The sequence below is a fragment of the Flavobacterium reichenbachii genome (genome assembly GCF_002217435.1).
Taxonomy (GTDB): Bacteria; Bacteroidota; Bacteroidia; order Flavobacteriales; family Flavobacteriaceae; genus Flavobacterium; species Flavobacterium reichenbachii.
In genome coordinates this window covers 102,473-116,627 of record NZ_MUHF01000021.1, presented here as the reverse complement: position 1 = coordinate 116,627, position 14,155 = coordinate 102,473, and the positions used below count along the sequence as shown (strand labels likewise).

Sequence of the window (14,155 nt, the reverse complement as noted above, 5' to 3'; positions counted from 1 at the left end):
TTGAATGTGTATTTTTTAAGTCGAAAAAATGATTTGTTTTTTGGTTTGAAGACTAATTTTTGAAGCCGAAAAAAGTCAGATCCAACAAAAAAGCCTTCAATGAATTTGAATCATTTGAAGGCTCTTTTTGCATTTTATTTTAGATCATAATTTTCATTTGCCCATTTCTTGCTTGGAATGATCCATTCGTCTAAAGCTTTAAATAGAAAACCATGTTTTAAATTCGTATTCAATTCAATTTCTTTAAAATGATTTATTTTGAGTTTTGAAGTTTCCTTTCTTTTAACAGCCGAAACGCCGTAAATATCTGATTTCTCGTAAATGGTTAGAATATTACCGCAGAAATTAATATCTGGAATTTCTTTAATATCAGAATCTCTGAAACATCCAATAAAAACAAAATTTACATTAGGATCTGCCAAATAAGTAGAAACGTACTGCGCAATATAACCGCCTTTAGAAGTTCCGATTACAGTTATTTTATTAGGAGGAATTCCTTTTTTCAAAAGTGCTTTAATTTGTTTTACGACTTTTTCTGCATAATCAGAAGCGTTGGTGTTTTTCTTTCTTTTTTCGCTGAAAACAATAAAATTAGCTGCTTTAAAAGAATTGATTATTTCTGTGTATTCAGATCTGCCGTATTCAGGATGTGCAGCGCTTAAATCATTTTCTTCGATAAATTTATTATGTAGAAAAAATACATAGCGTTGATCTTTTAATGGTGTTTTTTCCTGACTAAAAGCCATAAATACGCACAGTAAAGTAAATAGAAAACAGAATTTTTGAAATTGTTTCATAGATGAGGTTGTTTTTAAAATGGTTTAGCAATAACTGTAAGATATAATTAGAGAAAGAAATAGGATTTAAGTGTAGTTTTTCTTTCCTAAAAGATTATTGTAAAGACTTACGATGAGTGGAAAAGTTACAAATGCCATCCAGATTAAAAATTGTTTGGGAACTATTTGATAATGATAATTTAAATAGAAAATTCCACCTATAAAAAGAATACAAATGAAAGAGTGAAATGGAGAAACCTGCTCATCTGAATAGCGATAAATATGATCTTCTTTGAGTTCTCTTACACTGTTGAAATATTCTGAATTAAAAAATCTCCACGGGCGCGGTAAAAAACGAGCTAACATGATAAAATTCTGAATGATATAAATGCTCGAAATGCCTAAAAGAAAGTATTGCAGCCCAAGATAAAGTATTTGTACTAAGTTTTCAGTATTCTCAATTGGTGCCGGCTGATTAATTAAATCAATGTTGTCTAAAGCAAAAAGCATCATAATTATAGAGCTCCAGATACTCAAAATAAGTTTGTGTGTATTAGATAAATTAGTGTTTGTAAAGGCATGAAAGATAGAAAATAACGAAAACAGCAATCCAATTACCATAAATGCTTTTATAAATAAATTATTGCTGCTAATAAATCCATAATCGATAACCCAATAAATAACAGCTATAGATTGGAGTAAAGTTATGCCTTCGGTAAGTTTTGGAATTATTCTATACTTGTAAAATACAAGTGAAAAAATAAAATATAAAACAAGAAAAATTGGAGGCCATATCCGAATAACTGTATTGGGTATTAAAAATAATTCGTATCTGATGTCTAAACCTGAGCCGGCTATAGACTTTAAAAATCCATAGGCAATAAAAACAGAAACTATCCCAATAATCACTACAAGAAGCCATCTGTTTGTAATTCTTTTACTCTCAAAAATTACTCCAGCGATCAATGCAGCAATATTGATAGGAATTAAATGACTGCCAGAAGTAACATTGATGTAGATATCATAAATAATATAAACAAGCAGTGCAGTTATAAATAAAAACTGGAAAGGATTTGAAAAAAATCGTCTGGTCAATTCTGTTGATATTCTTGCAGGCATATTTATAAAACGTTTATTTAAGATTTGATTGAAGTAGTTTTTACTTAAAAAAAAGCGCCAATATATCTAAAAATATCAGAATATTGGCGCCTTTATATTGTTTAATATCTTTTAAAGATCATAAGCAGTATCAGAAAATTTTAAATCATCAACGTCATTATAATGTACTTTTTGTACAACAGTTCCCTTATGTAAAATTACAATACTTGGATTTGATCTTTCGATAGTTTTTAGTGCAATTGCATCAGAGAAATAAAAATCTACATTTAGTTTGTATTCCTTTTTAGCTTTTGCTATTTCGTCTGGTCCAGAAGCTGTCATAGCAATAACTTTATATCCTTTTGCTTTTGCATCCTCGCTTACTTTTTCTAGTTTTTTCATTCCAGCCGGCTCAGATAATTTAAGATCGTAAGTAACAAAAATCACCAGTTTTGGTTCTTTTAATAATTCTTCCTTATAGTCAGAATCGTCTTTAACCATTGTAAAATCGTGAATCGGCGGTACATAACCTTCTGTAATTACCTTGTCTTTTCTGTCTACAAAAACAGCGCCTGCGGGAATATTACCCAGCTCTTTTTCTGTAAATTCTTTATTAACTCCGTTTACTTTGTAGATAAAAATCATTTCTACTACAGATTTTGGAGCACCTTCCGGAATTTTCATTCCTTCTTCGATGTTGTTTCCAACTTTAAAAGGGCGGAAATCTTTGATCGGATTATGATTTAAAACCCAAACTGCCATAAACGCACACAAAACTACGCTCACATATACTGCAAAATTGGTTTTTGGAGTTGAAAATAAAGGTTTGATTAATCTTTGATTGATGAATAAAATCAAGATAAAGAATAATAAAACAACATCTTTTGTAAAGGACTGCCAAGGTGTTAAATGCAAAGCATCGCCGAAACAACCGCAATCTTTAACCACATCAAAATAAGCAGAGTAGAAGGTAAGGAAAGTAAAGAAAACAATTAAAAGCAGTAAAGCCCAAATCGTTGTTTTTGCTTTGTAGCCCACTAATAACATTACTCCCAAAACTACCTCTAAAATAACCAGAAAAATAGCTAAACCTAACGCCAATGGCTCTAAAAAGGGCATATTAAAAACAGGTTCACTAAAATATTCAGCCAGTTTATAAGAGAAACCAACCGGGTCATTTAATTTAATTAATCCGGAAATGATAAAGAGTACTCCGACAAATAATCGGGAAAATTGGGTAATGATGTTTTTCATGGGAATTTATTTGGGATTTTTTTTGCCACGGACCGAGCGCTAGCGGAGCAATTTCACGAATTTTCAGAAACTAATATGTGAAAATTCGTGAAATTTGTGGCTTATTTTTATTTTATTGGTTCAAGGATTAAAGCAAAAACAGAGTAATTAATCATATCCTGATAATTAGCGTCGATGCCTTCAGAAACTAAAGTTTTACCTTTATTATCTTCAATCTGCTTTACGCGAAGGAGTTTCTGCAGGATCAAATCGGTAAGCGAACTCACGCGCATGTCGCGCCACGCCTCGCCGTAATCGTGATTTTTTGCTTCCATTAAGTCTTTGGTTAACTTTACTTTAGCGTCATATAATTCAGTTGCTTTTTCAACGTCTAAATCCGGCTGATCTACTACGCCTAATTCTAACTGAATTAAAGCCATAATCGAATAATTGATGATTCCGATAAATTCTCCTTTTTCATCTTCATCCACTTTACGAACTTCGTTTTCTTGTAAACTTCTGATTCTTTGTGCTTTTATAAAAATTTGATCAGTCAATGACGGAAGTCTTAAAATTCTCCACGCACTGCCGTAATCTTTCATTTTATTGATAAACAAGGTTCGGCAAACCGTAATTACATTATCAAATTCTAAGGAAGTATTCTTCATTTATTGCTGTATATTTGCTTAAATTTCTTCAAAAATAAGGATTAAATTAAAGAGTTTCAAGTTTAAGGTTTTCTTTGTTTCAAGTTTTTTCTAAACAAAGTGTTAATGCAATAACTTTAGACTTTAAAAAGTTTCAAGTTTCAGGTTTTCTTTGTTTCAAGTTCAAGTGCTTGCGCAATCTACGTTAACCTGAAACTTGAAACCTGAAAAAAATAACAAAACATATGCTGATTAACTGCAAAGGCGAACTTATAGATTTATCGATTCCTAAAGTAATGGGAATTCTGAATGTTACGCCCAATTCTTTCTTTGACGGAGGAAAATATAAAAACGAGGACGAAATTATTTCCCGAGTAGATAAAATGCTTTCAGAAGGGGCGTCATTTATTGATATTGGAGCTTATTCCAGCAAACCAAGTGCAGAATTTGTTTCGGAACAAGAAGAAATAGAACGAATTGTTCCTGCCATTGAACTGATTTTAAAGCATTTTCCGAAAACATTATTATCAATTGACACCTTTAGAACCGAAGTTGCAAAAGCAAGCATAGAAAGCGGCGCAGCAATTATAAACGATATTGCAGCAGGAGAACTTGACGATAAAATGTTTGAAGTAATTGCAAAATACAATGTTCCGTACATCATGATGCACATGCGGGGCAATCCGCAGACCATGCAGAGCTTGACACAATATGAGGACATTATCAAAGAAATGCTTTTTTATTTTTCTGAAAAAGTTAAGCAAGCAAGAGCTTTAGGAATCAACGATTTAATTCTAGATCCCGGTTTCGGTTTTGCCAAAACAACCGATCAGAATTATGAAGTGATGCAGAAAATGGAACTTTTTAATCTTTTAGAATTGCCTGTTTTAGCCGGAGTTTCCAGAAAATCAATGATTTATAAAACGCTTGATATTACAGCACAAGAAGCTTTAAATGGGACAACGTTTTTAAATACAATTGCTTTGACAAAAGGCGCTAAAATTTTACGTGTGCATGATGTGAAAGAAGCAGTGGAATGTGTTACTTTGTTTAATAAAATAAATTTTTAAATTGTCTTTTAAAGCCTTGATGTTGAAATGAAAAATAAATATTACCTAATTTACATTATTTGTTTTGTGGTTAATTTAAGTTACTCGCAGGCGCCTTTACCGCCATCGCCACCAAAACAAAATGCAAAAGATTTGATTTACGGAGATCCTCAAGGAAAAGATAAAAATCAAAAATCAGGTGTTCAGGTATCTAAAGTAAAAACTAGCACAAAAGTTAGTGAAGATAGTTCTCAAAAAAGTGCTCAAAAATTCAATATTGCGATTAGTGAATCAACAAATCCAAATTCTGTTTATTACTGCAAAAATATAGAAGCTCTAATTCAAAAAGGAGATACAACAGCTATAACTGATGCACAAATACTAAGCTTGACTAAATATAAAATTTATACTAATACAATAAATCCAAATAATCTGGATAGTTTAGCAAGTAAAGTATATAAACTGAATGAAGCCAAAAAATATGACGAAGCAATTGCGGTTGCTAAAGAAATTTTAAATCAAAGTCCAAACAATATTACTGGTCATAAAGAATTAGCTTTCGCTTACAAAAAACTAGGAAATACAGAATTAGCTAATCTTCATTTTTTAATGATGGCTAAGATTATTAAATCGGTATTTAAGTATGGAGAAGGAAATCGCGAATCACCTTATATTTTGAATAATTTTTTTGAAGGTATATCTATATATGAAGCCAAATTTGGTTTGTTTCCGCAAAAGACGAGACTAATTCTCACGAAAGAAAAAGTACTTTTAGGAGGTTATGACAGTTATCATATTATGCGCTTTGCAAATTTGACGCATTGGTTTCCGATGCTGAAAGAAGGCGATTATAAAATTGAATTAAATTAAGAAGATAAATTAATTAAGAATGAAATATTTTGCTTTAATTGCTTTTATGCTTCTTTTCTCCTGTGGGAAAAAAGAAGACGTTTTACTTCCAAAATCGAATCTTACAATTGTAAAAGACGTACAAGATCTTTCGCCGATTTATATCTTTTTTAAAGTGGAAGAAAAAGATACTGTTGCTGAGGTAAATCGAAAAAACAGTATTATTTCAACCAACTGGATTTTCAATATTGATAAACGTCTGCCTTTAAAACTGGTTATTCCAGAAGTAATGAAATTACAGGAAAAAAAGCGTGCTGACAGCGCCCACAAAAACGAAAATGCCGAAAATTATTACTCGTATGCAGATTCTATCGGAAAGAATTTTGCCTTTTTGCCTTTCACGAAAGTGTATTATAAAATGGAGAAACCAGAGCAAAACAGTTTTATAGTGTACTTTAAAAAGGGAAAACAAGAAGTTTTTATGGGAAATACTAAAGTAAAAATATCAGAAATATTGAAACATTTTTACAGTATAAAATTTGAAAGAGTGCCAAATATGGTGTTCGTATTTGATGAGAATATGAGTTATGAGGAATATATTCAATATAAAATTGTACTGCAAAAAGAGGTGACCTACAATCTTGATAAACTTCCAATAGAATTTATCTTATAGCTTTGTAAAGCAATAAAATTGAATGACTTTGTGTCTAATAACTTGAAACAAAGAAAACCTGAAACAAAAGAAACAAAAACTATTGATGATGATAAGGCTCATTTCTTAAAATCGTAAACCCGCGGTACAATTGTTCGATAAAAAACAAACGTACCATTTGATGTGAAAACGTCATCAGCGAAAGCGAAATTTTGCCTTGTGCTTTACTGTAAACCGTATCTGAAAATCCGTATGGACCTCCAATTACAAAAACCAAAGTTTTGATTCCGGAATTCATTTTCTTTTGCAGTTCTTCAGAAAAACCAACGCTGGAGAAGTTTTTTCCGTTTTCATCCAATAAAATCAATTGATCGGTTGGCGTTAATTTGGACAGAATCAATTCGCCTTCCTTTTCTTTTTGCTGACTTTCAGATAAGTTTTTTACGTTTTTGATGTCTGGAATAATCTCCAAATCAAATTTGATGTAAAAAGACAAACGTTTGGTGTAATCGTCAATCAAAGTTTGCAGCGATTTATTATCTGTTTTGCCAATGGCGATTAGTTTGATGTTCATTTGTTTTGTTTTTTTGCCACGAATTGCTCGAATTAGCACGAATTTAATTTAAACACATAGAGATATAGTTTCTCTTTGTTTGTAAAAGGCGTTTCACTAATTGCAATTCACATAGCTATGTGTTAAAGCTTGCTTTTTCTGTAATCTTAAATAGAAGCAATTAAATCTATTTTTCTATGTGTTTAATTGTTTGCGCAAAGCAGTTTATTGTTTTTTATTCTCGAAAACTGTCTCGAAATGCTCTACAACAGGAAAAGGGTCGTAATAATGATGCAAGTTTTTTTTCCACTCCAAATACGCTTCAGAATTTCTAAAACCAATTGTATGATCTTCGAGCGTATTCCAATCAACCAGTAAAAGGTATTTGTTTTCAACTTCCAGACATTTCTCTAAACGATGACCTAAATAACCTTCAATCGAAGAAATATATTGACTTGCTTTTGCAAAATCAGCTTCAAATTTTGAGGCTAATTCTGGTTTAATAAAAAGATATACGGCTTCTAGAATCATAGTTGTAGTGTTATCAAACCTAACAGGTTTTTAAAACCTGTTAGGTTTTGTTTAGTTGTTAAATTTCGCTTCAAAAGTTTTAAATCTATTATTAAGATCTTTAATCAATTGTTTTTTCACCGATTCATCCTGAATAAAACTATAATTGATACTGTTGTAAACGTATTTTTTTATCGTTGTATAATTAACATCCTGATATCTTTTGGCTAATAAAACATATTGCTCCGTCATATTGCTTCTTAGAATTCCGGCATCGTCTGTGCTAATTACAATCGGCACATTAAATTCTTTGTAAAGCGTAAACGGATGTCTGTTTTCTTTCACTTTCAAAATAAACTCATTACTCACCAAATTGATCTCAATCGGAATATTATTTTTTGCCATATATTTCAATAAATCATACGAATTTGCCTCGTACGCAATATCAACTCCGTGGCCAATTCTGTTAGCGCCGGCAATATAGATTGCATCATTAATATGCCAGGTCAAATCTTCTGGCTGCACTAAACCTAAAGTCAATTCTCCTGCGTGAAGCGTATATTTTACATTAGGAAATTTAGAATGGCAGTATTTAAACATCACCATATGAAGCCAGTAATCTTTCATCGAAGTTTCGGCATGTTCTGGCGAAACTATATTTACTCCTGCAATCAATTTACTATCGTTTGCAGAAATAAAAGCAATTGTTAAGTTTTTAAATAAATCAACCGGATCCATAAAGCGAAGTACAAAATTTTGATATCGCATTGTGAATTTGTCGTCATCAATTTTTAAGTCTTTATGCAATTTTGCAATGAAGTTTGTATTAAAATCTGCTGCATATTTTTTTGCGTCTTTTTGCTGAATTGATTTATATAATTCGTCTAAAAGCTTTAAAACCGTTTTTTCGTCTTTTTGTGCAGAAGCCTGACGTAATTTTGAATTGAAATCTGTTAAATCTGAAACATTCATATCACACGGAATCGTATTTAATTGTGTTTCGATATAAAGAACATTTTCGGCAATCGCACGTTTTTTTAATTCTAGTAATCCTTCTGCAAAATGTCCATCAATAGCAGGAGAAAATTTTTGAAAGGAATCAAAAAACAAATCGTCAGAAGGAACAGAACCGTTATAATCTTTTGCAGACCAGGTTTGCATAATCTGCTGTTGGTAATATTCTAGTTTGCCTTCATTTTTTAGAGAAGAGAAAGTCTGCCAGTTTCCTTCTGCAGGTTTTGTTTTTAGAACTTGAAGCGTTTCTAAATTCAAATAAAAATCTTCTGCAATAGCTCTTTCCAAAAGTGGCTCTGCATAAATTGATCCGGAAAAATGGTGGTGTAAATCGCCTCCTTTTGGCATTTGTTGAAAAAAAGCTGTTGAGAGCGCTTCATTATTTCTGATTTTTTCTAAATAACTTTCAGCTGATTGAGAAAAGCCGATTTGTGCTATGAAAATACAGAAAAGTGTAATTATTCTTGTCATACTCTAAGATTAAATTACATGCAAATATAGGAATTTCTGCGGAAATCTGAAAATTTTGTTTTTTGAGGTTTAAAGGGACATAGGTTCAAAGGCACAAAGTTTTAGGGAAATGATTTGTATTATTTTATATACCTTTTATTTTAGTTTCTAACATTTGAATTTTTAAATCTTGAGTTTTTATGGATATTTCTAGGCTTTTAACCAAAGTATTTAATGTGTTTATTTGAATATCTTTAATTTCAAACTTCTCAATTACATCTTTCATAAATCCTGTGATATTACTAAAAGTCTCGTTCATAGCTAAAGTTTTTTCCTTTTCACTTTCAATAAATGCTAATGTGGCTTTGAATTTTTCTTGAATTTCATTGAATTCTTCCTCGGTTGCGTATTTGAAAATTTTATAATCTTCTTTTAGTGTTTCTAATTCTTGCATAAATTAATTAATTTAAAATGATGTCGCTGATATAAAACCTCTGAACCTTTGTTTCTTTGCACCTCTGCACCTTTAAGAAAAAAGTACATCACGAATTTCCTCTACTTTATCAAAAACGCTTTTTGCAAAAGGACAAAGCGGAATAATTTTTACATTATTAGCTCTGGCGTATTCTACAGCCGCCAAAACTAATTTTTTACCAACACCTTTTCCGTTAAAATCCGGACTTACTTCAGTATGATCTATGATGAATTTAGAATCTCCTGCCCACGTATAAGTCATTTTTCCAGCTTCTTTTCCGTCTTCTATAGCGTCAAAAGAACCTCTTCTGGTATCGTTTGTTTGTTGAATTTCCATGATATATTTATATTAATGTGGTTTTAATTTCGATTGAATGCGTTAATACTTTATGAATTGGACAGCTGTTGGCAATGGTTTCTAATCTTTGTCTTTGTGTTTCATCAACTTCTCCAATTACTTCGATTTTTCGTGTAAATAACGATACATTTCTTTCAGAATCCCGATCAAAATCAATTTCAACATTGATTTCAGAAACCTCCCATTGTTTGCGATTGATATACATTCTGAGCGTAATTACGGTACACGAAGCCAATGATGCAGCTAAAAGTTCGGTCGGATTTAAGCCTAAATTTTTTCCGCCTATTTCCTGTGGTTCATCCGCAATTAAAATATTATCGCTGGCCGATTTTATTTCCGTTCGATACAAACGGGTGTCTATTTTTGCTGTTATCGTATCCATAATTATTTGATTCTTGGTTCTGGTAATGGTACAAATTCGGTTTCGCCGGGAACTTTTGGAAAAGTTTGGTTTGTCCAGTCTGTTTTGGCTTTTTCGATGAGGTTTTTATCCGAAGAAACAAAATTCCAAAAGATAAAATGTTCCTCAGGAAAAGGCTGTCCTCCAAAAATATAAACTGTTGAATTTGCAGTAATTTCAAACTCACAAAGTGTACTGTCGTTTGTAATTAATATTTGTTTTGGATCGTAAACATGTTCGCCGCTTTTAATACTTCCTTCCAGAATGTATAAACCGCTTTCGCCGAATAAATCCTTACCAATATTGATTTTTTGAGTAGTTTCACTTTTAATTTCAATAAAATATAACGGACTGTAAACAGGAACTGGAGATTTTTTACCAAAAGCTTCTCCCGCAATCAGTTTATAAGAAACGCCATTTTCTTCCCAAGCCGGAATATCCTGAGCTTCAACATGTGTAAAATTAGGATCCATCTGCTCCAATTCTTTTGGCAGTGCAACCCAAATCTGCAGTCCGTGCATCATCTTTTCTGAATGTCTTAGGTATTCAGGCGTTCTTTCAGAATGTACGATTCCTTTTCCGGCTGTCATCCAGTTTACGGCTCCAGGTTTTATTTCTAATTCGGTTCCTAAACTATCGCGGTGCATAATACTTCCTTCAAACAAAAAAGTTAGTGTAGAAAGTCCGATATGAGGATGTGGCGGAACATCCATATTTTCATGGTCGCTTAAATGTGCAGGACCCATATGATCGATAAATACGAATGGACCAACGGCTCTTTTTTCGCGGAAAGGCAATAAACGGCCTACCATAAAGTTGCCGATATTGGCAGCACGTTCCTCGATAATTAAACTGATATTTGACATGGTTATTTTAATTTGATTTGAAACAAAATTACAGTGGTGATAGAAATCTGTAACTTAATTTAGATTAAGAAAAATTGTTTTTGGATTTATAAAAATAAAGAAAATCTCTGAGTTTATTGTTATTTGTTTGATTAACAGCAATCCCAAGTGAAATATGCTTTTTCAAATCTCCTATGAATTAAATCTTCTTTGTTTATAAAGAAATTTGCAACTCCGCTATCACCAAACATAATTTGTTCATCGATATCAATTTGAAGAAGTAAAATATCATCCTTAGAGGCATTATTGTAATCTCTTGGATCTCCTTGAGTAAAGTAAGCATAACCTCCAATTTTATGTCCAACATTATAAAAGAATTTATCGAGTTCTTCGTGTTGCGTTTTATTTAATTTATCTCGAAATTCCCAAAAATCCAAACCATTAAAAGAAAAATCAAATCTAAAATCTTCACTGCCACCATATTCTTCTTGTTTTGAAAAAACTAAGCTATGTTCACAATAAACTGGAAAATCTTCATATAAATCATCAGTTAAAAATTCAAAATTGGTTTCATTATTCTTTATTTCTTCATGATATATAACTTCGTATTCAGCCATATCATACCAATCTTCACTTGGAATATAAAATTGTAAGATTCCTTTTTCTGGATAATTTTCTAATTGCGGAATTTCAGAAAAATTTAATTGTGTTAATAAAACCATTGGTTTTCCGGAATTGTCTTTAGGGTATTCAAATCCAATTGGCAAATATGGTTTCCCTAAAAATTTACTTTGAGTAAAATCTAAAACTGCTTCTTTTTCTATTGGTTTAGCTCCAATTTTAATGTAGTCTAACTTGTATTTTAATAAGTCACTTTCAAATTCTATTAAATAATCAGGAAATATCATTTTAATTTTTTAGGTTATAATTTAATATTTATTTAATCAATTCAAAATCCAAAACTTCACTCTCTGTTCCGTTAATAATGATCGACAATTGATGCACTCCAGTATGAAAAACGCGAGTGGTTATGAGTTTAAAAGATTGGTTTCGATCCACTTTAATGAGTTGATTTGGCTGATAGATTTTCTCACTGATTTTAAAAACTTTTTTTGCCAAATGTCCTTTCGATTTTTTGTAATGAACGGCATATTCTAAACGAATCGTTTTTGCTTCTTCATTTTTATTGTTTAAATGAAATTGAAACTGCAGATAATCTCCAATTTTTACGATTGGTGTTTTAATTTCAAATGATGAAAGCTCGATATTAGTACTTTCTAAACCATAATGGCTCAGGATTTCAGGATGACCTTGTTTTAGTAGAGTTCGACAGCCGTGTTTGATAATCGCGTCAGTTTCTTTACTGTGGCCTTTCCATTTATTAGCGGTTTCTAACACAATCTGTGGATTGTCTTTTGCGATATCATTTAAGTTGTTGGCAACACTTCTTCGAACATATTCTGAAGGATCATTTTTAAGATTTTCTAAAATAGGAAGAATAGAAGAAGGATCTTTTTTTAGAAACGGAATCGCCATTGCCCACGGTAATCTTGGTCGCGAACCTTCGCTGGCTAATCTGCGTACATGATGATTTTCATGAAAAGACCATTTTGTCATTTCATCAATCATTTGTTCTTTATATTTTAAAATAAAAGGACGAACAGCAAATTCACAGCTAATAAATTGGGTAATAGAGACAAAGGCTTTCGCCGAAGTTTTAAAATCATCTAACCCGTACATTTCGATATAATCGGCAAAAAAGATAAAAGCCAGATTTCCTTCTGTGAATTTATTTTTCTTTAAATTTTCGATGATTTTGTCAATTAAAACAACGGTTTCCGGGAAATTTTCAGGCATAAACTGATGTAAAACAACTGTCGTATGTTTCATTCGTTCTTTCCACTCTTTTTGAGCAAAATCGCCTTCATAAATCGTTTCAATAAATTTCTGTTTATCGAATGATGGATGTACTTCGGCGACAGCCTGACCAAATTTTTCGTAAAAAGCAACCGAATAAATATCTTTGATTAATCCCATAGTTTTGTTTGAATGAACCTCAAAGATATTTAATGTTTTTAATTGGCGAGTTAGATTTAACTAGAAAAATTAAACGCATAGAGACAAACTTTTTATAAACTAAAATTAAGAGTTTAAAAAAAAATCTAGATTTTAAAGTATGACTGAAACTGTGAACTATGTGAATTAATGCAAGTGAAACGCCTTTTTGAGCGAATTCTAATTCTATGTTTTTATGTGTTAAAAAAATGAGGTTTTCTAGATAACTTTGATGGAAAATTTAGTTAGTAATAAACTTTTCATATTAGCGAAACTTTCAAATCCACAAAATAAATCCTATTTTAGCATCTCATAAAATGTATAAAAATGATTAGCGAAGTACAATTTCAAGCCGAATTAAAATTATTAATCAGTAATGCTATTCGAGAAGATGTGGGTCCTGGCGATTACAGCTCGTTGGCATGTATTCCAGAAGCGGCGCATGGCCAGGCTAAATTATTAGTAAAAGATCAAGGTATTATTGCGGGTGTAGAATTGGCAAAAATGATTTTTGAACATGTAGATCCTTCGTTAAAAGTTAAAACGTTTATTGAAGACGGCACACCTGTAGAATATGGAGAAGTTGTTTTTGAAGTTTCAGGCAGTTCGCAGTCTATCTTAAAAGCAGAAAGAGTAGTTTTGAATACAATGCAGCGTATGTCTGCAATTGCTACAAAAACAAATCAATATGCACAATTGCTGGAAGGTACTGGCGCTAAAATATTAGATACCCGTAAAACAACTCCAAATTATAGAGTAGCAGAGAAATGGGCAGTAAAAATTGGCGGAGGAGAAAATCATCGTTTTGCTCTTTATGATATGATAATGCTAAAAGACAATCACATTGATTTTGCTGGTGGTATTACGCTGGCGATTAAGAAAACTAAAGCATTTTTGAAAGAAAATAATCTGGATTTAAAAATTATTGTTGAAGCCAGAGACTTAGATGAAATTAGAGAAATTCTGCAGAGTGACGGCGTACATAGAATTCTGATCGATAATTTTAATTATGAAGATACTAAAACTGCCGTAGAATTGATTGGTACAAAATGCCAGACAGAATCTTCTGGAAACATCAACGAAAAAACCATTCGTGAATATGCTCTGTGCGGTGTTAATTATATATCATCGGGAGCGTTAACGCATTCGATTTATAATATGGATTTGAGTTTGAAGGCTTTTTAAATCATAA

General features: G+C 31.7%; 17 protein-coding genes. 4 read left to right on the top strand and 13 right to left on the bottom strand.

Features of this window, described 5'->3' with window-relative positions; all coding sequences use genetic code 11:
- Positions 1-134: 134 nt before the first annotated feature.
- The 4 genes from B0A68_RS17705 to B0A68_RS17690 form a co-directional block, all read right to left on the bottom strand.
- Complete coding sequence (locus B0A68_RS17705) at positions 135-797, bottom strand: hypothetical protein (protein WP_035683396.1); 663 nt, start codon at positions 795-797, stop codon at positions 135-137.
- A gap of 66 nt (positions 798-863) precedes the next feature.
- Complete coding sequence (locus tag B0A68_RS17700; protein WP_035683394.1) at positions 864-1,895, bottom strand: hypothetical protein; 1,032 nt, start codon at positions 1,893-1,895, stop codon at positions 864-866.
- Positions 1,896-2,006: 111 nt separating this feature from the next.
- A complete protein-coding gene (locus B0A68_RS17695; protein ID WP_035683393.1) occupies positions 2,007-3,128 on the bottom strand; it encodes a BT_3928 family protein in 1,122 nt (373 codons plus the stop codon).
- Between the two features lie 107 nt (positions 3,129-3,235).
- Positions 3,236-3,775 (bottom strand): DUF1599 domain-containing protein, encoded by a 540-nt coding sequence (locus tag B0A68_RS17690; protein ID WP_035683391.1) that lies wholly within the window; start codon positions 3,773-3,775, stop codon positions 3,236-3,238.
- A gap of 224 nt (positions 3,776-3,999) precedes the next feature.
- Between B0A68_RS17690 and folP the strand changes: the two genes are divergently transcribed.
- From folP to B0A68_RS17675, 3 genes are read left to right on the top strand one after another with little or no spacing between them, the layout of a single operon-like run.
- Complete coding sequence (gene folP / locus B0A68_RS17685; protein ID WP_035683390.1) at positions 4,000-4,824, top strand: dihydropteroate synthase; 825 nt, start codon at positions 4,000-4,002, stop codon at positions 4,822-4,824.
- A 27-nt stretch (positions 4,825-4,851) separates the two neighbouring features.
- A complete protein-coding gene (locus tag B0A68_RS17680; protein ID WP_035683389.1) occupies positions 4,852-5,673 on the top strand; it encodes a DUF4919 domain-containing protein in 822 nt (273 codons plus the stop codon).
- Positions 5,674-5,692: 19 nt separating this feature from the next.
- On the top strand, positions 5,693-6,325 hold the full coding sequence (locus B0A68_RS17675) for a hypothetical protein (RefSeq protein ID WP_035683387.1): 633 nt from the start codon (positions 5,693-5,695) through the stop codon (positions 6,323-6,325).
- A gap of 79 nt (positions 6,326-6,404) precedes the next feature.
- On the opposite strand, the gene rlmH is transcribed toward B0A68_RS17675, so the two are convergent.
- The 9 genes from rlmH to B0A68_RS17630 all read right to left on the bottom strand — a co-directional run bounded on the left by rlmH (position 6,405) and on the right by B0A68_RS17630 (position 12,945).
- On the bottom strand, positions 6,405-6,878 hold the full coding sequence (gene rlmH, locus B0A68_RS17670) for a 23S rRNA (pseudouridine(1915)-N(3))-methyltransferase RlmH (protein WP_029269532.1): 474 nt from the start codon (positions 6,876-6,878) through the stop codon (positions 6,405-6,407).
- A 204-nt stretch (positions 6,879-7,082) separates the two neighbouring features.
- Positions 7,083-7,388, bottom strand: coding sequence for an antibiotic biosynthesis monooxygenase family protein (locus B0A68_RS17665; protein WP_035683385.1), 306 nt, complete (start codon positions 7,386-7,388; stop codon positions 7,083-7,085).
- A 51-nt stretch (positions 7,389-7,439) separates the two neighbouring features.
- Positions 7,440-8,852, bottom strand: coding sequence for an amidohydrolase family protein (locus B0A68_RS17660; RefSeq protein WP_035683383.1), 1,413 nt, complete (start codon positions 8,850-8,852; stop codon positions 7,440-7,442).
- Positions 8,853-8,976: 124 nt separating this feature from the next.
- On the bottom strand, positions 8,977-9,285 hold the full coding sequence (locus B0A68_RS17655; protein WP_035683381.1) for a hypothetical protein: 309 nt from the start codon (positions 9,283-9,285) through the stop codon (positions 8,977-8,979).
- Positions 9,286-9,357: 72 nt separating this feature from the next.
- Positions 9,358-9,642 (bottom strand): GNAT family N-acetyltransferase, encoded by a 285-nt coding sequence (locus B0A68_RS17650; protein ID WP_035683380.1) that lies wholly within the window; start codon positions 9,640-9,642, stop codon positions 9,358-9,360.
- Positions 9,643-9,649: 7 nt separating this feature from the next.
- Complete coding sequence (locus tag B0A68_RS17645; RefSeq protein ID WP_035683378.1) at positions 9,650-10,045, bottom strand: OsmC family protein; 396 nt, start codon at positions 10,043-10,045, stop codon at positions 9,650-9,652.
- A gap of 2 nt (positions 10,046-10,047) precedes the next feature.
- Positions 10,048-10,929 (bottom strand): pirin family protein, encoded by an 882-nt coding sequence (locus tag B0A68_RS17640; RefSeq protein WP_035683376.1) that lies wholly within the window; start codon positions 10,927-10,929, stop codon positions 10,048-10,050.
- A gap of 131 nt (positions 10,930-11,060) precedes the next feature.
- The gene (locus B0A68_RS17635) at positions 11,061-11,816 is read right to left on the bottom strand and encodes a YwqG family protein (protein ID WP_205623780.1); all 756 of its coding nucleotides are present in this window, start codon (positions 11,814-11,816) and stop codon (positions 11,061-11,063) included.
- Between the two features lie 28 nt (positions 11,817-11,844).
- Positions 11,845-12,945, bottom strand: coding sequence for a DNA alkylation repair protein (locus B0A68_RS17630; protein WP_035683373.1), 1,101 nt, complete (start codon positions 12,943-12,945; stop codon positions 11,845-11,847).
- A 345-nt stretch (positions 12,946-13,290) separates the two neighbouring features.
- Between B0A68_RS17630 and nadC the strand changes: the two genes are divergently transcribed.
- Positions 13,291-14,148 (top strand): carboxylating nicotinate-nucleotide diphosphorylase, encoded by an 858-nt coding sequence (gene nadC / locus B0A68_RS17625; RefSeq protein WP_035683371.1) that lies wholly within the window; start codon positions 13,291-13,293, stop codon positions 14,146-14,148.
- The last annotated feature ends 7 nt before the right edge of the window (positions 14,149-14,155 follow it).